This is a genomic window from Streptosporangium nanhuense (assembly GCF_059358815.1).
Map to the genome: position 1 here is coordinate 22,583 of NZ_JCADBG010000007.1, position 20,690 is coordinate 43,272.

The following is a 20,690-nucleotide window of genomic DNA, read 5'->3' on the forward strand; positions in this document are numbered from 1 at the left end:
ACTGCTAGGAGCTTCAATCATGCGTACGTGGGTTACGGGCACGGCCCCCGCGGCACTGCTCGCACTGGGCGTCATGGCCATGGGCGGCGGTACGGCCTTCGCCGACACCGACGGCGACCACTCGATCGGCGGCGGTAACCAGGTCAACCTGCCGATCACCCTGCCGATCGACATCAGCGGCAACGCCGCCGGCGTGGCCGGGCAGTCGACCGCGGCCTCGGAGGGCGGCGCCTCCGTCGAGAACGGCGGTGGCGACCCGGGCGCCGGTGGCAACACCACCTCCGGCCGGGGCAGCGTCCTGGGCGGCAACCAGGTCGTCGCTCCCATCACCGCGCCCGTCAACGCCTGTGGCAACGCGGTCTCGGTGTTCGGCCGTTCCGAGGCGGGATGCCGCGGCGGCTCCTCGGTGCGGAACCAGGGCGGGAGCGGCGGCGGAGCCGGCGGCAACCGCACGAACGGAGACCACAGCATCGGCGGCGGCAACCAGGTGGTGGCGCCGATCACCGCCCCGATCAACGCCTGCGGCAACTCCTTCGCGATCTTCGGTGGGGCGGCCGCCGGTTGCCGCGGCGGGGCCTCGGTGAGCAACCAGGGTGGGGCCGGCCGCGGGGCCGGTGGAAACACCACGTCGGGCCGGGGCTCGGTGCTGGGCGGTAACCAGGTGGTGGCGCCGATCACCGCGCCGATCAACATCTGCGGCAACTCCGTCGCCGTCGTCGGCGGTGCCTTCTCCGGCTGTGAGGGCGGCGCCGAGGTCATCGGCGGCGGCACCCCGGGCGGCCCCGGCAACCCGGGCGGTCCCGGGCACCCCGGTGGTCCGGGGCACCCGGGTGGACCTGGTCACCCGGGCGGCCCGGGACGTCCGGGGCACCCGGGTGGTCCGGGGTGGCCCGGTAAGCCCGGTGAGCACGACGGGCCCGGCCGGCCCGGCGGGCCCGGCGGTTCCGGAGAGCACGGCAGGCCGGGCAAGCCCGGCAAGCCGGGTTACGGCGACAACGGCGGCCGTGGGAAGCAGGGGCCGCGTCCCGGTGGCGGCTGGGAGCACGGCCCGCGTCCCGGCGGCCCCGGCTCGGGCGGCCCCGGCGACGGCTGGGAGCGCGGTCCCCGTCCCGGCGGCCCCGGTGGTTACGGCAGGCCCGGCAACGACACCGACGGGCGCTTCGGCGCCGGCAGCGGCAACCAGGTGGTGGCGCCGATCACCACTCCCGCCGAGGTCTGCGGAAACGCCGTCGGCAACGGCCAGGCGGGTTGTCCCGGAGGAGTGTCGGTGCCGGCGGGCCGGGGCGGCGGTGCGGGTGCCGGTGGCAACACCACGTCCGGCCGGGGCTCGGTGCTGGGCGGTAACCAGGTGGTGGCGCCGATCACCGCGCCGATCAACGTCTGCGGCAACGCGGTGGCCGTCCTGGGCGGCGCGTTCGCCGGTTGCCAGGGAGGCGCGTCCGTCACGGGCGGCGCCGGTGGCGGCGGTGGCGCGGGCGGTAACACCACGTCGGGCCGGGGCTCGGTGCTGGGCGGTAACCAGGTGGTGGCGCCGATCACCGCGCCGATCAACGTCTGCGGCAACGCGGTGGGCGTGCTCGGCCAGGCCGCGGCCGCGTGCAGGGGCGGCGCCTCCGTCGCGGGCGGCGCGGGCGCGGGTACGGGCGCGGGGGGCAACCGCACCTCCGGCCAGGGCTCGGTGCTGGGCGGTAACCAGGTGGTGGCGCCGATCACCGCGCCGATCAACATCTGCGGCAACGCGGTGGCCGTCCTGGGCGACGCCGCCGCGGGCTGCCTCGGCGGCTCCCGCGTCGGCGGCCCGTCCGGGCGTCCGGGCGGCGGCCAGTGGGGCGGCCCGGGGGGCCCCGGCGGTAACGGTGGCCCCGGTGGTCACGGTGGTCACGGTGGTCACGGTGGTCACGGTGGTCACGGTGACTACGGTTACGGCGACCACGACCACGGCAACGGTGGCCGAGGTGACCGGGACTCCAAGCCCGGCAGGCACAAGACCAGCGGTCTGCTGCCCGCCCTCCCGGCCGTCCCGGCTCTCGGCGGCACGGCCGGTCAGGCGTCCGTCTCCGGCGCGCCGTCGGCGCCCGCGGCCCGGGGGGCGGCCGACCAGGCGCGGTTCCCGGCCGCCGCGAAGCTGCCCGAGCTTCCCGCCGTGCCCGCCGTGCCCGCGAGCCCGGCGGGTGACCGGGCCGCGGCGGCCGGGAACGGCTCGCCGCTGGCTCCCGTCACCGACCTGACCTCCTCGACTCCGGCGGGCTCCCTGCCGGTCGGCGACCTGGGTCTGATGAGCGCCGCCCAGCCCGTCGGCGTGACCGGGATGAACGTCGGTTCCCTGGTCACCCTCCTGATCGGCGCGATGGCCGCGGTCGCCGCGACGGTCTTCGGCACCACCCGCCGGATCCGTTTCGGCAAGAAGTAGGGCGCGGAAAGTAAGGCATTAGTCACCTATTGGACACGCTTTCCCAGAGCCACTGAGGAGGGCCCGCAGACGCCTCGACGGCGGTGAGACAGGACGACCGCGCCCTCCTGGCGCGGCGTCCGCTCAGCCGGCGAGGCATGGAAGCTTTGCCCGTTCCGGGGGCGCGGCCCGGAGCGGGCAAAGCCATGTCCGGGATCACATCGTCCTGGTCACACGTATGATCTTCCGGCGCAGTCGGACGTCCCGGCGGCCGTCGGGATACAGTCGCAGGCGGTCGAGTTCCCAGTCGCCGTATTCTGCATGTTCGGTCAGTATCCGCCGGGCTGCGTCCCGGGATGTGCCACGCGGAAGGTGGAGAACCAAGTAGGAGTAGTCGAGCACAGCGATTAGTCTCCGAGGGTGAGCTGGGGGACGTCGACACTCATAGGGCTTTATTCTGCGTCCTTGCGGCTTCTCTTGGGAGTGTCCCCGGCTGAGACCGGGTAACCCGAGGGGAAGAAAACGGGGAACGAATGCGAACAGCGAGGTAGGAAGCAGCGTGCCAGCCAAGAACGGCAACGCCGACGGAACCCGCCTGGTGATCGTCGAGTCGCCTTCCAAGGCGAAGACCATCGCCGGGTACCTCGGCCGCGGCTACGTCGTGGAGTCCAGCATCGGGCATATTCGCGACCTCCCCGAGAAGGCCGACGACATCCCCGAGAAGTACAAGGGGGAGTCCTGGGCGCGCCTCGGCGTCAACGTGGATCACGAGTTCGAGCCGCTCTACGTCGTCAACCACGACAAGAAGGCGCAGGTGAGCAAGCTCAAGCAGCTGCTCAAGGACGCCGACGAGCTCTATCTCGCCACTGACGAGGACCGTGAGGGCGAGGCGATCGCCTGGCACCTTCGCGAGGTGCTCAATCCCAAGGTCCCGGTCCACCGCATGGTGTTCCACGAGATCACGCCGCGAGCGATCCAGGAGGCGGTGGCCAATCCCCGCACCCTGAACCTGAGGCTGGTCGACGCCCAGGAGACCAGGCGCATCCTCGACCGCCTCTACGGCTACGAGGTCAGCCCGGTCCTGTGGAAGAAGGTCAAGCCCAAGCTGTCCGCCGGGCGCGTGCAGTCCGTGGCGACCCGGCTGGTCGTGGAGCGCGAGCGCGAGCGCCTGGCGTTCACCAGCGCGAGCTACTGGGACCTGCAGGCCCTGCTCGACACCGGCCGCGACGAGATTCCGCACGAGTTCACCGCCATGCTCACCGGCGTTGACGGCAAGCGCGTCGCTCAAGGGCGTGACTTCGCGAGCAACGGCACGCTCAAGAACGCCGACGTGCTCCACCTGGACGAGCAGGCCGCCCACGCCCTGGCCGGGCGCCTGGCCGGCGTCTCGTACAAGGTCAGGTCCGTCGAGCGCAAGCCGTACACCCGCAAGCCGTACGCGCCGTTCAGGACGACCACGCTGCAGCAGGAGGCCAGCCGCAAGCTGGGCTTCTCCGCGAAGTCGACCATGCAGGTCGCCCAGCGCCTGTACGAGAACGGCTTCATCACCTACATGCGAACCGACAGCATCACGCTGTCGGAGACCGCCGTCGCGGCGGCCCGTAGCCAGGCGATCAAGCTGTACGGCGCGGCGTACGTGCCCGACAAGCCCCGCGTCTACGCCAGCAAGGTCAAGAACGCGCAGGAGGCGCACGAGGCGATCCGCCCCTCGGGCGAGGAGTTCCGCACGCCGGGCGAGACCGGGCTGAGCGGCGACATGTTCCGCCTGTACGAGCTGATCTGGCAGCGGACCGTGGCCTCCCAGATGAAGGACGCGGTCGGCGAGTCGGTCACCGTCAAGGTGGACGGCACGTCCGGCTCGGGCGAGCGGGTCGAGTTCACCGCCTCCGGGCGGACGATCACCTTCCACGGCTTCCTGAAGGCCTACGTCGAGGGCGCGGACGACCCGTCCACCGACCGGGACGACTCCGAGAAGCGCCTGCCGAACCTGACCGAGAACGACCCGCTCACCGCGTCCGCCCTCAACGTGCTGGCGCACGCCACCAAGCCGCCCGCGCGGTACACCGAGGCGTCGCTGATCAAGGAGCTGGAGGACCGGGAGATCGGCCGACCGTCGACGTACGCGTCGATCATCGGGACGATCCTCGACCGCGGGTACGTCTTCAAGAAGGGCACGGCCCTGGTGCCGTCCTTCCTGGCGTTCGCGGTGGTCAACCTGCTGGAGCAGCACTTCGGCCACCTCGTCGACTACGACTTCACCGCCGACATGGAGAAGGTTCTCGACGACATCGCCAACGACAGGGCGGAGCGGGTGCCGGAGCTGCGCCGGTTCTACTTCGGCGTGGACGGCGACGAGGGCCTGAAGGAGATGGTGACCGATCTCAACGAGATCGACGCCAAGGAGATCAGCTCGTTCTCGATCAGGGGCACCGACATCATGATCCGGGTGGGCCGCTACGGCCCGTACCTGGACCGCGACGGCGCCCGGGTGAACGTGCCGGAGGACCTGGCCCCCGACGAGCTCACCGCCGAGATGGCCGAGGAGCTGTTCTCCCGCCCGACGGGTGACCGGGAGCTGGGCAAGGACCCGGTGACCGGGCACGTGATCGTGGCCAAGGACGGCCGCTACGGCCCGTACGTCACCGAGATCCTGCCGGAGGAGGCGCCGCCGGCCGAGGGTGCCAAGAAGAGGACCAAGAAGGCCGACGTTCCCAAGCCGCGCACCGGGTCGCTGCTCAAGACGATGTCCCTGGACACCATCACCCTTGAGGACGCCCTGCTCCTGCTCTCGCTGCCCAGGGTGCTCGGGGTGATCGACGACCAGGAGGTCACCGCCCAGAACGGCAAGTTCGGGCCCTACATCAAGAAGGGCACCGACTCGCGCTCCCTGGCGTCGGAGGAGGAGCTGTTCACGGTCACCCTCGACCGGGCCAAGGAGCTGTTCGCCCAGCCCAAGACCAGGGGCAGGCGGGCGGCCGCCGCGCCGCCGCTGCGCGAGCTGGGTGAGGATCCCGTCTCCAAGAAGCCGATCGTGGTGAAGGAGGGGCGTTTCGGCCCCTACGTCACCGACGGGGAGACCAACGCCTCCCTGCGCAAGGGCGACGAGGTCGAGCAGATCACCACCGAGCGCGCCGCCGAGCTCCTCGCCGACCGCCGCGCCCGCGGCCCGGCGCCCAAGCGTCCCACCACCAGGGCCAAGGCGAAGGCCTGACACCCCGTTCCCGGGTCTCCGGGAACCTGCGGGTTCCGAGGGTTCCGGGAACGCGGGGCGAGAGGTCCGAGGTCCTGTTTCCGGGGTTCCGGGGTGCCGGGGACGTACGGGTTCCGAAGGTCCGGGAGAGCGTGCGGCGAGAGGCCTGACGCCCTGCTTTCCGGGGTTTTCGGAACTTCCGGGGTTCCGGGAACGCATCCGCCGTCCCGGGCGTTCTTCGGAACGCGCCGGGAACCGCCGGTGGGCGAGCGGGAGGGGCGAGTGACGATCGTGGGCTTCGTGTCGATGGTCGTCTGCGCGGTCACGCTGGTCCACTTCTACCTGTGGCACCGCCTGATCCGCGTCACCACCAGGCCCGGCCGGACCCGCCGGGTGCTGACGTGGATCCTCGTCGCCTTGGCCGTGCTCGCCCCGGCGACGTTGATCGCCTCCCGCAGCGAGTGGGGTCACTTCCTGGCGTGGCCGGGGTTCTTCTGGATCGCGGTGATGTTCTACCTCTTCGTGATCCTGGTGCTGCTGGAGATTCCCAGGGCGCTGGCCCTCGCGGTCCTGGGCGTGTTGGAGCGGCGGGCGGAGCGCCGCCGGGTCCCGCCGGGAGTGGCCGCCCGCAGGGCGGAGCGGGCCGCGCTCGTCACCGCCCAGCCGGTGCCCACCACTCAATCCGCCGCCGCCGTCGGCCGGTCCGAGTCCAAGTTCGAGCCCGAGTCCGAGGCGGGTTCCGCGATCGGCGGTGTGATCGTCGTCCCGGGTGCCGGAGACGGGCGGCGCGGCGGCGGGGCCGCGGGCCGGGCGAACGATCCGGCCGCGATGAGCAGGAGGCTGTTCATCGCCCGTACGGCCGCGGTCGCCGCCGGGGCGGGGGCGCTGGGCACGGTCGGGTTCGGGGTCAGGACGGCTCTGGGCGACCCGGTGATCGAACCGGTCAGGGTCGTGCTGCCCAGGCTGGACCCACGCCTGAGCGGCCTGCGGTTCGCGGTGGTCAGCGACATCCACCTGGGCCCGCTCACCGGTACGGAGCACACCCGGCGCATCGTCCGCATGATCAATTCCTTGAAGGCCGACGTGGTCGCCGTCGTCGGTGACCTGGTCGACGGCACGGTGGCCGAGCTCGGTCCGCTGGCCAGGCCGCTGAGGGACCTCGAATCCCGCTACGGCGCCTACTTCGTCACCGGCAACCACGAGTACTACACCGCCAACGGCCCGCAGGAGTGGATGGAGGAGCTGCGCGCGCTCGGTGTCCGCCCGCTCGGCAACGAGCGCGTCGAGATCGCCCACGGGGGAGCCGTCCTCGACCTCGCCGGGGTCAACGACCTCGGCGGCGTCGCCTCGGGAGACGGCCCCGACTTCGAGCGGGCGCTGGGCGGCGACCGCGACCGTTCGAGATCCACCGTCCTGCTCGCCCACCAGCCGGTCCAGGCCGTCCAGGCGGCCACGTACGGCGTGGACCTCCAGCTGTCCGGTCACACGCACGGCGGGCAGATGGTGCCCTTCAACCTGGTCATCCCGATGCAGCAGCCGGTCGTCTCCGGCCTCGGCGAGGTGGACGGCACCCAGGTGTACGTGACGCGGGGCGCGGGCTTCTGGGGGCCGCCGGTCCGGGTGGGCGCTCCCCCCGAGATCACCCTTCTGGAAGTCCACCGCGAGCGGCCCTAGGGACCCCGCCGCGAGCACCGGCGGAGGCACGGGCAACCTCTGGAACCCCCGTCGCGAGCACCTCTGGAAACAGTGGCACCGGTCGCTTCTTTTCCCGGGGGTGACCTGCGGGGTACGGGGCGGACGTATTACCCTCGTGCGACGGACAGCCGGGCATTTCCGCCTGGCTCGTGTTTTCCCCAGCCCAGCGAGCATCTGGATACGCTGACACTATGACCACCCCTGGCCGGAGCACCGCGCGACGCAAGCCCCCCCACGTGCTGGCCAATGCCCCGTTCCGCAAGCTGTGGACGGCGATGTCGGTGTGCAGCCTGGGAGACTGGCTCAACCTCCTGGCGCTGACCGCCCTGGCGGGCAACCTCACCGCGGCGAAGGGCTACACGCTCCAGAGCCTGGCCATCGGCGGTGTCTTCGTGGCGAAGATGCTTCCCGCCATCGTGCTGGGCCCGCTGGCGGGTGTGTTCGCCGACCGGTTCGACCGGCGGCTGACGATGTTCTTCTGCGACCTCCTGCGCTTCGCGCTGGTGCTGTCGATCCCGCTGATCGGCAGCTACCAGTGGGTGATCGTCGCCACGTTCCTGGTCGAGTGCGTGAACCTCTTCTGGGTCCCGGCCAAGGACGCCACGGTGCCCAACCTGGTGCCCAAGGAGCGCTTGGAGGAGGCGAACCAGCTCAACCTCCTGGTCACGTACGGCACCGCGCCCATCGCGGCGCTGCTGTTCGCGCTGCTGTCGGTCGCCGATGACTTCCTGGGCAGGCTGGTGCCGTTCCTGGCCCAGCGCGAGACCTACCTGGCCTTGTTCATCAACGCTCTCGCGTACCTGGTCTCGGCCGTCATCATCTTCTCGCTCAAGGACATCCCGAAGACGAGCGCGCGGACCACCTCCACGCCGTCGGTGCTGCGGCAGATCTTCGAGGGCTGGCGGTTCGTCGGCGGCAACCGGCTGATCCGCGGCCTGATCATCGGCATGCTGGGCGCTTTCGCCGCCGGTGGCGCGGTGGTCGGGGTGGCCAAGATCTACGTGGACGCGCTGGGCGGCGGCGACGCGGCGTACGGCGTGGTCTTCGGCGCGGTCTTCGTCGGCATGGCGTCCGGCATGTTCTTCGGGCCCAAGCTGCTGCGGGAGCTGTCGCGGCGGAGGCTGTTCGGCCTGTCGATCGTGGTGGCCGGGCTGGTCCTCGTGGCGGTCGCGCTCGTCCACAACCTGGTGATCGTCGTCCTGCTGACCGTGCTGCTCGGCGCGTGCGCGGGGATCGCCTGGATCATCGGCTACACCATGATCGGGCTGGAGGTGGACGACAGCCTGCGGGGCCGTACGTTCTCCTTCCTGCAGTCGCTCGCCCGGGTGACCCTGCTGCTGGTGGTCGCGGTCGCGCCGACCCTGGCGGGCCTGTTCGGCGAGCACCAGATCAGGGTCGGCCCGGATCCGGTCTACCGGTTCGACGGCTCCAACCTGGTGCTGCTCGTCGGCGGGTTGCTCGCGGTGATCGTCGGGATCGTCGCGCTGCGGCAGATGGACGACCGCAGGGGCGTCTCGATCATCTCCGACCTGGTCGCCGCGGTGCGGGGCGAGCGGTTCGCCCCCGAGAGCGCCGAGCAGGGGCGCGGGATGTTCGTCGCGTTCGAGGGCGGCGAGGGGTCGGGGAAGACCACCCAGTCCAGGCTGCTCGCGATCTGGCTGCGCGACCAGGGCTTCGACGTCGTGCAGACCCGCGAGCCCGGCTCGACCAAGGTGGGGATGCGGCTGCGCGCGATCCTGCTCGACGCGGTGCACCAGGGGCTGTCCGCGCGCTCCGAGGCGCTGCTGTACGCGGCCGACCGGGCCGAGCACGTGGAGAAGGTCATCCGTCCGGCCCTGTACCGGGGGGCGATGGTGATCTCCGACCGCTACGTCGACTCGTCGCTCGCCTACCAGGGCGCGGGCCGGGCCCTGGAGGCCGAGGACGTCACGAGGGTCAACAGCTGGGCCACCGGCGGGCTCGTCCCCGATCTCACGGTGCTCATCGACACCCCGCCGTCGGTGGGGCTGGCCCGGCTGGGCGGTGCCGCCGACCGCATCGAGTCGGAGCCCCTGGAGTTCCACGAGCGTGTCCGCCGCGAGTTCCGGGCACTGGCCGCCGCCGAGCCCGACCGCTACCTGGTCGTCGACGGGACCCTGCCCCAGAACGAGATCTCCCTGATCATCCATGACCGGGTCCGCGAGATCCTGCCCGACCCGGTGCCGCGGGAGTCGGAGGACGTCACCGGGACGATGCCCGCCATCCGCGACTGAGACCGCGTGGCGGCGGCCGGCACGGTGCGCCCGCGCCGTGCCGGGAGCGCGATCCGCGACCGGGCCCCGTGTCCCCGGCGGTAGGTTGGGGGCGTGGGAGTCTTCGATGATCTTGTGGGGCAGGAGCGGGCCGCCGCGACGCTCCGCCGGGCGGCGGCGGCCGGGGCCGACCTGCTGGCCGGGGGGCGCGGCGCCGGGATGACCCACGCGTGGCTGTTCACCGGGCCGCCCGGGTCGGGTCGCGAGGAGGCCGCGCGCGCGTTCACCGCCGCGCTGTTCTGTCCCGACCAGGGGTGCGGGCACTGCGACATGTGCCACCAGGTGGCCGTGGGCTCCCACCCCGACCTGGAGATCGTCCGCCCGCAGGGGCTCTCGTACGGCATCAAGGACACCCGGCGGCTCATCCTGCGCGCGGCCGGGGCGCCGACGCTGGGCCGCTGGCGCGTCGTGTTGTTCGAGGACGCCGACCGGGCGACCGAGGGGGCGTCCAACGCGCTGCTCAAGGCCATCGAGGAGCCGCCGCCGAAGACGGTTTGGCTGCTCTGCGCGCCCTCCCCGGACGACATGATGATCACCATCAGGTCCCGCTGCCGGCTCGTCACGCTCGTCACCCCGCCCACCGCGGCGGTCGCCCACGTGCTGGCCACGCGCGAGAACGTGCCGCCGGCGATGGCGGAGTTCGCCGCCAGGGCCGCCCAGGGGCACATCGACCGCGCCCGCAGGCTGGCGCTGGACGCGGAGGCGCGTGCGCGCCGCGAGGCGGTGCTGTCCATCCCCCGGTCGCTGACCGGCGTCGGGGAGTGCGTGATGGCCGCCGAGCGGCTGGTGAAGACCGCCGAGGACGAGGCCGCCGCGGTCACCGCGGTGCTGAACGAGTCGGAGATCACCGAGTTGCGCCAGGCCTACGGCGAGGGCTCCACGGGCAAGGGGCTCAACAGGGGCCTGATCCGCGGTGGTGCCGGGGCGCTCAAGGATCTCGAGGACCGGCAGAAGTCCAGGGCGACCCGCACCAAGCGCGACGTCATCGACGCGTCCCTGCTCGACCTGGTGGCGTTCTACCGCGACGTGCTGGCGGTGCAGTTCGGCGCGCACGTGGAGCTGGCCAGTGAGGACCGCCGCGCCGACCTGGACGAGCTGGCCCGCGCCTCCACGCCGGAGGACACCCTGCGCAGGATCGACGCGATCATGCGCTGCCGGAGGCGGCTGGCGTCCAACGTCAGCCCGCAGATGGCGGTCGAGTCGATGACCATCTCGTTGCACCGGCCCCGGCTGTGAGCGCGTCCCGGCGGTGAGCCTGGCTCGGTTGTGAGCCGGCTTCGGTCGTGAGCCGGTACCGCGCATGGGCCGGTACCGCGCATGGGCCGGTACCGGTTTCCCGCGCGAGGCGGTGCTGTGCCGTGTGTGCCGTACGTGCCGTGTGTGCCGTACCGCATCGCGGGCGGCTGCTCTCGTGGTTCACCGGGAGCCGAAGTTCGAGTGGATGAACCCCCTGTCCGGTATCGGACACTTCGAAGTTTCTCTGGACCGGCCCGGCGGATATCGGCTGGTAAGGAGGGTAGAGACCGCCATCAAGTGGTCACTACCCGTCTGTTTCCGATTAGATGGAACCATTCATCGCTAAGTCACCTCAAAGTATGAGTGTGGGTCGTTAAGATTAACAGGCAAAAATACGCTATTTCGTTATAAGTCGGTGGACAGTGTCCTGCTCTACGGGGATGAGCAGAGAAGGCCGGGGGACTCTTGGTGAGCATTGGGGCACGCCATGGGATGATTTCGCCTGTAAGTGGGCGAGCCATCACGAGCCGTGTGGGAGACGACGACACGCTGAGGATCGAATGGCCCGAGCCGGCCGTCGGAAACGACGCGGAGATCGTCCTGCGGCACGTGGAGACCGGTGAGGAATGTGGGGCCGCGGATCTGACGGCACTGTCCGCGGGTGTCTGGATGGCGTCGCGCGACGGCGAGCCCGTCGTCACCGACGACCCGGGGTTCTCCCTCGACGGGCTGTGGGCTTATGCCGAGACCCGTCGGAACCGGGAGATCAGGGCGTTCCGTACCTCCCTCGGCACGCTGGGGCTGCAGGTCCGCGAGGTCGAGCCGTACGTCGAGGTGATCCGCGTGACCGCGGAGGACGGCGTGATCCAGGTGGAGGGCGCCATCGCGTACGGCGAGCCGATCCGGGGGGCGGCCCGGCTCGTGGCGGTGGCCCGCCGGGGGCCGGAACCGGTGAGCGGGCCCGCGAGCTTCCAGGGGCGGTGGTTCGAGGGCGGGGTGGAGATCGCGCCGATGGCCGAGACGCAGGTGCGGCGCAGGGTCTTCTGGGACCTTTACGCGGAGATCTCCGGAACGCGTCTGCCGCTGGCGACCCGCCTTGATGACATAACGGACAAGAAGACCAAAGTTCGTTTTCCCGCCCAACGTGTCGGGCAGGTGAGGGTCCGGCCGTACTACACCGAGACCGACAGCCTCGCCGTCGCGCTCAGCATCGAGGAGGCGAGTTCGTGAAGATCTCCTTCCTCATCCTCAACGCCTACGGCATGGGCGGCACCATCCGCGCCACCTTCGACCTCGCCACCGCCCTGTCCGAGCGGCACGAGGTCGAGGTCGTCAGCGTCTTCCAGCACGCCGACACGCCCTTCCTGCCGCTGGGCTCGCGGGTTCGCCTGCGCTCGCTGGTGGACCTGAGGGAGGGGGCCAGGGTCCGCTGGCCGTACACGAAGAAGGCCGAGCGGCTGAGCGCGCAGGAGAGCGCGCTGATCCACCCCGAGGAGCGCGCGTACGCCTCCTTCAGCGCCTGGAGTGACGAGGTTCTCGTCCGCGAGCTGCGCAGGCTCCGCAGCGACGTGCTGGTCACCACCCGCGCGGGGCTCAACATCATGGCCGCGAGGTACGCCCGCAAGCGGGTCGTCACGATCGCCCAGGAGCACCTGCACTTCGAGGCCCACCAGCCCGGGATCTTCGAGGAGATCCGGACGTGGTACCCGAAACTCGACGCCGTCGTGACCCTCACCGAGGCCGACGAGCACGACTACCGGCAGATGCTCGACGGGTCGCCCACCCGGGTGTTCACCATCGGCAACGGGCTGCCCGGCGGGCCGCGTCCGCGCTCCCGGCAGGAGAACCGGATCGTGCTGGCCGCGGGCAGGCTGGTACCGGTCAAGGGGTACGACCGGCTGCTGAAGGCGTTCGTCCGGGTGGCCAGGGAACGCCCCGACTGGAAGCTGCGGATCTACGGCGAGGGCCGGGTCGGCGACAAGCTGGTCAGGCAGTCCGTGAAGCTGCGCCTGCACAACAACGTCACGTTCATGGGGCCCACCGGGGACATCGAGGGCGAGCTGGCCAAGGCCTCGATCCACGCGGTCAGCTCCCGTTTCGAGGGCTTCGGCATGACCATCATCGAGGCGTTCGCCTCCGGGGTGCCGGTGATCAGCTTCGACTGCCCCCGGGGCCCCCGCGAGATCATCACCTCCGGGGTGAACGGGGTGCTGGTCCCCGCCGACGACGTGGACGCCCTGGCCAGCGGGTTGATCCAGATGATCGACGACGAGGAGGGCCGTCGCCGGATGGCCGAGAACGCCCTCCGGACGGCCAGGAACTACGACATCTCCACGATCGTCTCCCGCTGGGAGAAGTCCTTCGCCGAGCTCGGCCGCTGACCGGAGCGGCGGCCCCACGGGGCCGCCGCTCACGGTGGGCGATCGGTCCGGGCACGGTCCGGGGCCGGGCCACGACCGGGGACGTCGCACGGGAGGCGTTCGGCGGTGTTCGGCGGTATTCGGCGGTGTTTAACCGGGCCGGTCGGCCGCCGGACAGGGGGTCTTCGGGCGGCACTCCGTGTTCCTGGGTATGCCGCGTAGGGTGAGCACGAGCCGTACCCCCAGGTTTGGAGCCATATGGGCATGATCATGGCGGTGAGTTTCACCCGCTACGGCAGGCTGTACTACCTCGATCCCGGCGAGCACAGTCCCAAGGTCGGAGACAAGGTGCTGGTTCCCACCGACGCCGGGCCCGAGGTGGCCGAGTGCGTCTGGGCGCCCCAGTGGACGAGCGAGGAGGTCGGCGGGCTGCCGGTGTGCGCGGGTATCGCGAACGAGGAGCACCTGACCCGCGACGAGGGCAACAAGCGGCGGCGCGCCGAGGCCCGCAGCGTCTCCAAACGCCTGATCAAGCGGCACACGCTGCCCATGAAGGTCGTCGGCGTCGACTACACGGACGCCGAGAACGTCTACACGGTCTACTTCTCGGCCCCGCAGCGGGTCGACTTCCGCGCTCTCGTCCGCGACCTGGCCCGCAACCTGCGCGCCCGGGTGGAGCTGCGCCAGATCGGCCCCCGCGACGAGGCCCGCCTCCAGGGCGGCATCGGCCCGTGCGGCCGTGACCTGTGCTGCGCCACCTTCCTCAAGGACTTCGAACCGGTCTCCGTCCGGATGGCCAAGGACCAGGACCTGCCGGTCAACCCGCTGCGCATCGCGGGGGCGTGCGGGCGGCTGATGTGCTGCCTGAAGTACGAGCACCCTCTCTATCTCGACGCGCACAGCAGGATGCCCCGCGTCGGGCTGAAGGTGGACACCCCCGAGGGGGCGGGAACCGTCGTGGGCCGCAACGTGCCCTCCGACTCCGTCGTGGTCCGCCTGGAGGACGGCGGCCGCCGCTGCGCGTGCCCGTCGGCGTCGGTGTGCTCCCCGCGCAAGCAGCACGACGCGGCGTACGGGGACGCGGTGAAGGTCGCTGACGGCGGACCGGAGGGGTGAGCGGGACCAAGCGGAGACTTGGCGGGGCCGTGGTGAAGGTCGCCGACGGCGGGCCCGAGGGGTGAGCGGGGACCAAGCGGGGACGCGGTGAAGGCCGTCGACGGCGGGCCCGAGGGAAGATGACCGGAGCCGTCGACGGCCCTCCGTGGACTCACCCGGTGAGTCCACGGAGGGCATCGCCCCGGGGTGCCCCCCCTCGCCCCGGGACGCCTTCGGCTCCGGGTGCCCCTCACTCCGAGGAGCTCGTCAGTTCGGGGTGCCTGTCAGTTCTGGGAGCCCGTCAGGTCGATGTGCGGGTGGGAGCCGTTGCGCCGCTCCTCCTTGACGACGTGCCTGACGCCCTGGAACCCCATCTCGTCCGCCCGGCGCCTGATCATGGCCTCCACCGCGGCGCGTGCCTCGGCGTCGGCGGCCTTGCCGTCGATGTCCATCAGCTGGCGCCGCCGCCGGCGGTCCTCCGCGTCGCGGTGAGCTCGGAGCTCCAGCTCGCCGACACGCCCGTCCGCGCTGAACTGCAGGCGCTTCTCGTGGATCCTCTCCTGGGTGCGGTTCGCCCGATCCACCATCCGGTCGTAGGCGGTCGTGCCCCCCATCAGCTTGACCAGGACGGGCAGGCAGTCGATCAGGATCAGGAACAGCCGGAGCAGCCAGCTCGCCCCGAACAGGTAGGGGTTCTCGACCGTCAGCTCGTGCAGTGCCCGCATGCGCTCCAGGAGCCCGACGGGATCGTCCGCCCCGGGCATCGCGTCCACCCGCTTGCGGACGTCCGCCTCGACCCGCTGACCGAAGTCGGCCCGCTTGTCGGCGAGAGGCCCGCGCAGCGCGGACACCTGGTCGTCCAGGGAGCGGAGTCTCCTCTGGTTCTCGGCCAGCTTGCTGCGGGCGGCGAAGGCCGCCGCCGCGGCGTCCAGGCGTTCGCAGAGCGGTCCCGCGCCCTTCCTGCCGCTCGTGCCCCCCACCTTGATTCCCTGGCACTCGTTCGTGGCCTGGGTGAGCATCCTGTTGTGTCGCGTGCTGTCGGCGTCGACCCGGGTGCGGAGCTTGTCGGCGTCACGCTCCAGGTCACGCAGCCTGGTCGCGTCCGACTCGGCGACCGGTGCCAGGAGCTCGGCGCCCTCGCACCCCCGCGGGTCCGGCGCGCCGGAGGGTTCCTGGGGGTTGCACCTCAGGAGCAGGGCCCGTTCCGCGTTGCGGGCGTCCTGGCGTCCGTCCAGGACGTGCTGGACCACCGCGGTCTCGAACACCTTCAGGACCAGCGGCTCGGCGATGACGAAGCCCAGCACCACGGCGACGAGCAGGCGGGGGACCAGCATCAGGAGCCTGCGCTGCCAGATGCCGGTCACGGTCGAGACGAGCCACCTGTCGAGGTTGAGCACGATGAGCGCCCAGATCACCGTGGGAACGACCAGCCCGATGTGGGAGCCGCCCAGAACCTGGCTCAGGGCGAACCACATCGAGATCCCGGCGACGACCGCCGTGCCCAGCACCACGCCGCCGAGACCCACGTACCGGGTCCGCTCCAGCGGCACCTGGTCCAGGATCTCCTCGTCCACCCCGGAAAGGACCCTGAGCCGTCGTCCCAGGTCGAGCCGTCCGCCAGGCTCGGCGGGTGAGGCCTTCGAGTGCCTGCCGGGCGACGCCTCCTCAGTCATCGAGGTCCTCCAGGCCGATCCTGCGAGGGCCGTCGTGCCCGTTCTGGAGAGACCGGCCACCGTTCGGCGCGGAGGACTCCACGGCCTTCGGCGCCTCGGCGAAGAGGTTGTCCCCGGTGACCGACGTCACCACCCTCTCGATGAGCCTCTGGGTGTCGATGGGTAGGAAGTCCAGTGCCCCGTCGGGCATGCCGTCGATCAGGTCGGACAGGGCCTTCAACCGGTTCTCCTGCGCCTCGCGGGTGACGCCGACGGCGTCGGTCATCTCCAACTTCTCCCGGCTGACGCCGAACGCCACGGTGGCCTCGACGCCGCGCTTGAAGATCTCCTCGATCCTGGAGACGTCACGGTTCTCGATCGCGGACGCCAGTTCCCTGCTCTCCCCGTCCCACTGGAGCCGCTTGATCCGCTGGCCGTGGACGAGGATGTCGTTGGGCGGGAGAAGGTCGACGTTGACCAGGGTCACCTCCAGCCCGTCGATCCGGGGCGGGTAGAACTCCAGATAGGCCCGGACCCTGTTGGTCACCTCCACGGACAGGAGGTGCACCTCCTCGATCGGCCGCGTCGTGCCGAGCCGCATCAGCTGCGCGTCGTCACGGAGATGGTTGGTCAGCACGTCCGCGGCGTTCTCGATCCCGGCGGAGACGACCGCCTCCGCGTCGGTCACCCTGCACCTGAAGACGACCTTCAGCAGGAACTGGTAGCCCATGTCCCGCGACGGGATCTCGATCGGCAGCGTGACCTGCCGGTTGCGCATGTAGACGACGCTCACGGATCTCGCCTCCACGACGGCGTCCTCGGACCCGCGCAGGTGCTGGCCCTCCGTGTACGCCTTGTAGCCTCCGTTCAGCGCGAAGACGAGGACGGTTCCCACCGGGGTCTCGGGAAGCTCGTCGGGGTTGCGGCGGGGGAAGAGCCCCAGCCGCCGGTGGGGAGGCCTGAGGGCGCGTTCTTCCACGATGGGGTATCCGCTGTACGCGGACATCGATGTTCTCCTTGATGTCATTGGTGGTTTCGCCGTGTGCCCGCGTCGAGCAGGGCGAGGACGATCTCCTTGGCGAGCGGCGGATCCCACCGCGTGTGCGTCTCGCTGCAGGCGCGATCGATCGCGCGCTTGACCAGCACCGACACGGCGCCGGGCAGGGTCGCCCAGATCACCTGGCCCAGCGCCTCCGCGGCGGCCACGGCGCCCTCCTGCTCCTCGAGGGCCCGGAGGGTTCGGCACAGCGCCCGGACCGCCTCGGCGCGGTGGTGGGCGTTGTGGAGGGTCCACGCCCACAGGACGCCGATCGGTTGGGCGCTCGACGGCTGGGACAGGAGCAGCCACGCCATGAGCGGCTTCTCGCTCTCCAGCCGGTCGGATTCCAGCACGCCGAGCACGGCTTCGAGGGCCCTCCTGGCCAGCCGCGGTGGCATGCCCTCGCCGAGGTCGCGTTCCAGATGCTTGGCGAGCAGCCGCAGGCCGGTCAGCGCCTCGCCGTCCCGTTCCGCCGCGGTCTGGAACAACAGCGTCAGGGCCCGCTGGGCCACGTTGCTCACCCGGATCCCGCGAAGCGCCAGGTACCAGAGCCAGTCGACGGCCTCACCCGGGTACCGGATGGAGAGGCCGCCCGCGAGGGCGAGGGCGGCGGTCATGGCCTGCGGTTGCCCGGCGTCCTCCACCCAGCTCAGGGCGATACCGAAGGCGATGGCCGCGGTGACGTCGTCCACGCACATCAGGGAGAGCGTGTTGGCCGCGGCGAGCCGTTCCTGGACCAGGCCTGCGGCCCAGGGCCGCAGGAAGGACTCCTCGACCTCCTCGGGGCGTGTCCTCGCGAGCAGCGCGAGCCCCGCCGCGACCTGTACCTGGATCTCGGGAAGTTCTCCGGCCAGCTCGCGGATCCACTCGCGCAGCGGCTCCCACACGCTGTACCCGTAGTGCAGGCAGAGCTGGGTGATCACGTGCTCGCGGTGGCGGGGACCGCAGAAGACCACCCTCGGCTCGCCCGCCTCGGTGGATATGCCGATCAGCGGGTGCCGGCTGTTCCACAGCTTCCGGCTCTGCGGGAGGCTCTCTCCGATCGGGCGGGTCTCACGTTCGGCCCCCTGGCGCTCGATCTCGTCCGCGATGCCCGTCAGCCGCACCAGGAGCCGCTCGAAGACCCGCTCCGGTACGCCGTACGCGAAGGCCAGGGCCGCGACGGCCAGCACCTCGGAGCGTTTCGGCTCGCCGTCGAACCACCGGATGACGGTACTGCCGTCCAGGTCGGCCAGGATCTCCCGCACGTGCCGGGCGCCGCCGGCCATCTGCTCGGCCAGCTCGACGACCCGCTGCGGTGAGCGCAGCCCGGCGACGTGTTCGCGGACCTGGGCCTCGGAGAGGGCCGGGTGATCCGTGCCGATGTAGGCGTCGAGCAGCCTCAGGGAGTCGGGAGACTCCCATCCGACCTCGAACGCCTCAAGCCCGGAACGTACCTCCGCGCGGTTGAGAGTGATCACCAGGTGCGCCTCGGCCTGGGCCAGCTTGGCGCTCAGCGTGTCGAAGGTGAAGCGCCGCAGGTTCTTCTCGACCTTGTCGTCGGTCCAGTCGTGGATGAAGTAGACGCGGTTCCTCCTGAACGAGGTCGCCAGCAGGTCCTCCAGGTCACGGCCGGGAGAGAGAACGACGATCTTGTCCGCGGGCATCTTGACCTGTGCGAGGAGGGCGGTACCGCTCGTCCACTTGCCGATGCCCTCCCTACCGACGAGGACCACCACGCGACTTTCGCGCAGGGTGGCCACGGCCCTGTCGAAACCCGGTGGTTCGACGAAGTGCCTCAGGGCGTGGTCGATCTCCTTCTCGTCGAGCCGTCTCGACGTCGATCGCGCGGTTCCGCCGCCCGCCATGCCGAAAGTCGCCTTCCGGGCCTGTACCTCGGCGAAGAAGTTGTTGATCACCGTGGCCGTCTGGCCGAGGGCACCTTCCTCGAAATCCTCGTCCGAGCGCTCGGCGGCCGGTTCGTCCGGGCCGTCCTGCTGCCGTTCCTCCTGCTGCGGCTCTTTCTGCTGCGGTTCTTTCCGCTCCGGCTCGGGGGGAGGCTCGGCCGACGGGGTGTCGCCCGGAGGGGGGTCCGCTGTCGTCATTTACGGCCGACCCCGAAAACCGCGCGGCGGGCGTCGACGGAACCGCTCAGATTGTTGATCACTTCCGCTCGCTGGGAGGTGCCGGTTCCGATGTTCTCCGCCTGGCCGTCCGTTTTCGCGTCCGCCGGATCGGACAGGAGGCGCAGATCTCCAGAGTCGAACTCCGGACTCCATATCCATGCGGAACCGGAGAACTCCTTCTCCCGAATCACCACCCTGTGAAAGTCGCCGACCCCGTAGGTGGTGTGTCCCTGCCGCACCACGTCCTCGAAAACCCGCTGGGAGAGGATGAGGGCGAGGTTCATGTCCTCCCTCATCTCGAAGAGCTTCTTGAGCGGCCGCCAGTCGACGAGCCGGCTCGCCTCGACGACCGCCTGGCCCGCGTACCCGTTGACCGACGGGTAGGCGGTGCCGAAGGCGAGGGCCACCCTGAGCTGGAGCCGCTCCTTCGGTGCCAGGCCGTCGTTGTGGTCGACGAGTCCCTGGTGGAGCGCGCGCACGTACCGGTCGACGACGAGAGGGTCGGGTTCGTCGGCGGGGAGCACCGCGAGCTCGCCGTCGCCCCCCGGCTGGATCGCCCACCGGTGTCGATCGAGCCCCGTCCGGACGGCCGCGTCCCTGTGAAGGTCCACGAAGCCGTGCTGCATGGCCTCGTGACGTTTGTCATCTCCTCGTCCGTATCCTCTTAGGTCGCTGGACATGATGAGGGCGCGTCCGAAATCGCCGCTTTTCATGGATTTTTCCGGTTCCTTATGGTCTGGTAGTAAATCCAGCTTGAAGCCATCAGTATGGGGGAATGCCGAGGGCCACATCCCCTACCAGTAGGGGATGTGGCCCTAGCAAATATGGAGAATAAGCCCCAAGGTGGATTAATACATACTCGCAACCTGGTTCGCACCCTTTCCTGGAGTTTGACGCCAAGAGGCAAGGGGAAACAATGCGCTGGATGCGACAAAAGCCTCATAAGTTAACGAATCAGGATCTAGATGGTGCGCTGGCAGTGATGATCTCGTTCCAGAATTACGTTCAGCACGCCGACGGGAAGGTGAGCGTCCTGGCCGTGTCGCACGCGGGGGCCGCCGCGATGGTCGCGGCCCAGGTCGCGGGTGTCGCCAGGCTCACCCACGCCGGCCTCGTCGCGGGGGCCGTGCTGCTGGGCCTCTTCATGCTGGGCTTCCTCGTGTCCGGGTACCACATGCTCCAGACCATCCGGCCGGTCCTGCGGCCGCCGGACACGCGGAGCCGGTACGGCATCACCGGAGCCGTCGACCACATGCCTCCGAGGACAGGTGAGGACGTCGCGGCCAGGATCGACGAGGCATGGGAGATGACGCGTCTCCTCGCCCGGATCGCCGAGCGCAAGTATCGTCACGTGGCGAGCGCGCTGCCCTGGACCGGGCTGACGCTCGTCTCGGCGATAGCGTTGACGGCGCTCGTCGTGGCATGGAGATGATCCCGCCGTACCGCGTCACCGTGCCGCCGTAGGACATCGCCGCGGGCGCGGCCCGCGAAGTGTCGTGGGAGGACGTCCCGCGGAGTTTCACGAGAGAAGGCGTCTCGCGGAGTGTCACAGGGTGTGCTCCGCGGGACGTCACGAGGGCGGGACGTCACGAGGGCGGGATGTCGAGGAGGGGCGCGCCGCGGAGCGCGGTCCGTGCT

The 20,690-nt window shown here is 70.6% G+C and carries 14 protein-coding genes; 9 read left to right on the forward strand and 5 right to left on the reverse strand.

The features are described from left to right. Positions 1–19 precede the first annotated feature (19 nt). On the forward strand, positions 20–2,410 hold the full coding sequence (locus tag AC5L38_RS15300) for a chaplin family protein (RefSeq protein ID WP_495243453.1): 2,391 nt from the start codon (positions 20–22) through the stop codon (positions 2,408–2,410). Positions 2,411–2,605: 195 nt separating this feature from the next. On the opposite strand, the gene AC5L38_RS15305 is transcribed toward AC5L38_RS15300, so the two are convergent. Next, a complete protein-coding gene (locus tag AC5L38_RS15305) occupies positions 2,606–3,022 on the reverse strand; it encodes a DUF5703 family protein (RefSeq protein ID WP_425581893.1) in 417 nt (138 codons plus the stop codon). Between AC5L38_RS15305 and topA the strand changes: the two genes are divergently transcribed. The 7 genes from topA (at position 2,949) to AC5L38_RS15340 (ending at position 14,277) form a co-directional block, all read left to right on the forward strand. Next, positions 2,949–5,600 carry a type I DNA topoisomerase gene (topA, locus tag AC5L38_RS15310; protein WP_495243454.1) on the forward strand — a complete coding sequence of 884 codons (2,652 nt, stop codon included), beginning with the start codon at positions 2,949–2,951 and terminating at the stop codon, positions 5,598–5,600. The two genes, AC5L38_RS15305 and topA, sit on opposite strands and share 74 nt — an antisense overlap. A gap of 261 nt (positions 5,601–5,861) precedes the next feature. Continuing rightward, positions 5,862–7,253 carry a metallophosphoesterase gene (locus tag AC5L38_RS15315; protein WP_495243455.1) on the forward strand — a complete coding sequence of 464 codons (1,392 nt, stop codon included), beginning with the start codon at positions 5,862–5,864 and terminating at the stop codon, positions 7,251–7,253. A 212-nt stretch (positions 7,254–7,465) separates the two neighbouring features. After that, the gene (gene tmk, locus AC5L38_RS15320; protein WP_495243456.1) at positions 7,466–9,526 is read left to right on the forward strand and encodes a dTMP kinase; all 2,061 of its coding nucleotides are present in this window, start codon (positions 7,466–7,468) and stop codon (positions 9,524–9,526) included. A gap of 93 nt (positions 9,527–9,619) precedes the next feature. Next, the gene (locus AC5L38_RS15325; RefSeq protein WP_495243457.1) at positions 9,620–10,801 is read left to right on the forward strand and encodes a DNA polymerase III subunit delta'; all 1,182 of its coding nucleotides are present in this window, start codon (positions 9,620–9,622) and stop codon (positions 10,799–10,801) included. Between the two features lie 531 nt (positions 10,802–11,332). Then, positions 11,333–12,031, forward strand: coding sequence for a hypothetical protein (locus tag AC5L38_RS15330; RefSeq protein WP_495243458.1), 699 nt, complete (start codon positions 11,333–11,335; stop codon positions 12,029–12,031). Continuing rightward, entirely contained in the window at positions 12,028–13,182 is a 1,155-nt protein-coding gene (locus AC5L38_RS15335; protein WP_495243459.1) for a glycosyltransferase family 4 protein, read from the forward strand. Before AC5L38_RS15330 ends, AC5L38_RS15335 begins: the two co-directional genes overlap by 4 nt. A 237-nt stretch (positions 13,183–13,419) precedes the next feature. Then, on the forward strand, positions 13,420–14,277 hold the full coding sequence (locus AC5L38_RS15340) for a PSP1 domain-containing protein (protein ID WP_440086796.1): 858 nt from the start codon (positions 13,420–13,422) through the stop codon (positions 14,275–14,277). A 263-nt stretch (positions 14,278–14,540) separates the two neighbouring features. On the opposite strand, the gene AC5L38_RS15345 is transcribed toward AC5L38_RS15340, so the two are convergent. Genes AC5L38_RS15345 through AC5L38_RS15360 form a run of 4 tightly spaced genes read right to left on the reverse strand, consistent with a single transcriptional unit; the run spans position 14,541 to position 19,843 of the window. Continuing rightward, positions 14,541–15,929 carry a DUF4407 domain-containing protein gene (locus AC5L38_RS15345; protein WP_495243460.1) on the reverse strand — a complete coding sequence of 463 codons (1,389 nt, stop codon included), beginning with the start codon at positions 15,927–15,929 and terminating at the stop codon, positions 14,541–14,543. After that, positions 15,922–16,914 (reverse strand): hypothetical protein, encoded by a 993-nt coding sequence (locus AC5L38_RS15350; RefSeq protein WP_495243461.1) that lies wholly within the window; start codon positions 16,912–16,914, stop codon positions 15,922–15,924. Before AC5L38_RS15350 ends, AC5L38_RS15345 begins: the two co-directional genes overlap by 8 nt. A 17-nt stretch (positions 16,915–16,931) precedes the next feature. Continuing rightward, entirely contained in the window at positions 16,932–19,031 is a 2,100-nt protein-coding gene (locus AC5L38_RS15355; RefSeq protein ID WP_495243462.1) for an nSTAND3 domain-containing NTPase, read from the reverse strand. Then, positions 19,028–19,843, reverse strand: coding sequence for a hypothetical protein (locus tag AC5L38_RS15360; protein WP_495243463.1), 816 nt, complete (start codon positions 19,841–19,843; stop codon positions 19,028–19,030). Before AC5L38_RS15360 ends, AC5L38_RS15355 begins: the two co-directional genes overlap by 4 nt. A 191-nt stretch (positions 19,844–20,034) precedes the next feature. Here AC5L38_RS15360 and AC5L38_RS15365 point away from each other — a divergent pair, with 191 nt between their 5' ends. Beyond that, entirely contained in the window at positions 20,035–20,484 is a 450-nt protein-coding gene (locus AC5L38_RS15365; protein ID WP_495243464.1) for a Pycsar system effector family protein, read from the forward strand. Positions 20,485–20,690: the final 206 nt, after the last annotated feature.

Excerpts from the sequence above, each read along its gene's own strand:
- AC5L38_RS15300 (WP_495243453.1), top strand. The coding sequence starts at position 20 with ATGCGTACGTGGGTTACGGGCACGGCCCCCGCGGCACTGCTCGCACTG.
- AC5L38_RS15305 (WP_425581893.1), bottom strand. The coding sequence starts at position 3,022 with ATGGTCTTCGCCTTGGAAGGCGACTCGACGATCACCAGGCGGGTTCCG.
- tmk (WP_495243456.1), top strand. The coding sequence starts at position 7,466 with ATGACCACCCCTGGCCGGAGCACCGCGCGACGCAAGCCCCCCCACGTG.
- AC5L38_RS15340 (WP_440086796.1), top strand. The coding sequence starts at position 13,420 with ATGGGCATGATCATGGCGGTGAGTTTCACCCGCTACGGCAGGCTGTAC.
- AC5L38_RS15345 (WP_495243460.1), bottom strand. The coding sequence starts at position 15,929 with ATGACTGAGGAGGCGTCGCCCGGCAGGCACTCGAAGGCCTCACCCGCC.
- AC5L38_RS15350 (WP_495243461.1), bottom strand. The coding sequence starts at position 16,914 with ATGTCCGCGTACAGCGGATACCCCATCGTGGAAGAACGCGCCCTCAGG.
- AC5L38_RS15355 (WP_495243462.1), bottom strand. The coding sequence starts at position 19,031 with ATGACGACAGCGGACCCCCCTCCGGGCGACACCCCGTCGGCCGAGCCT.
- AC5L38_RS15360 (WP_495243463.1), bottom strand. The coding sequence starts at position 19,843 with ATGTGGCCCTCGGCATTCCCCCATACTGATGGCTTCAAGCTGGATTTA.
- AC5L38_RS15365 (WP_495243464.1), top strand. The coding sequence starts at position 20,035 with ATGATCTCGTTCCAGAATTACGTTCAGCACGCCGACGGGAAGGTGAGC.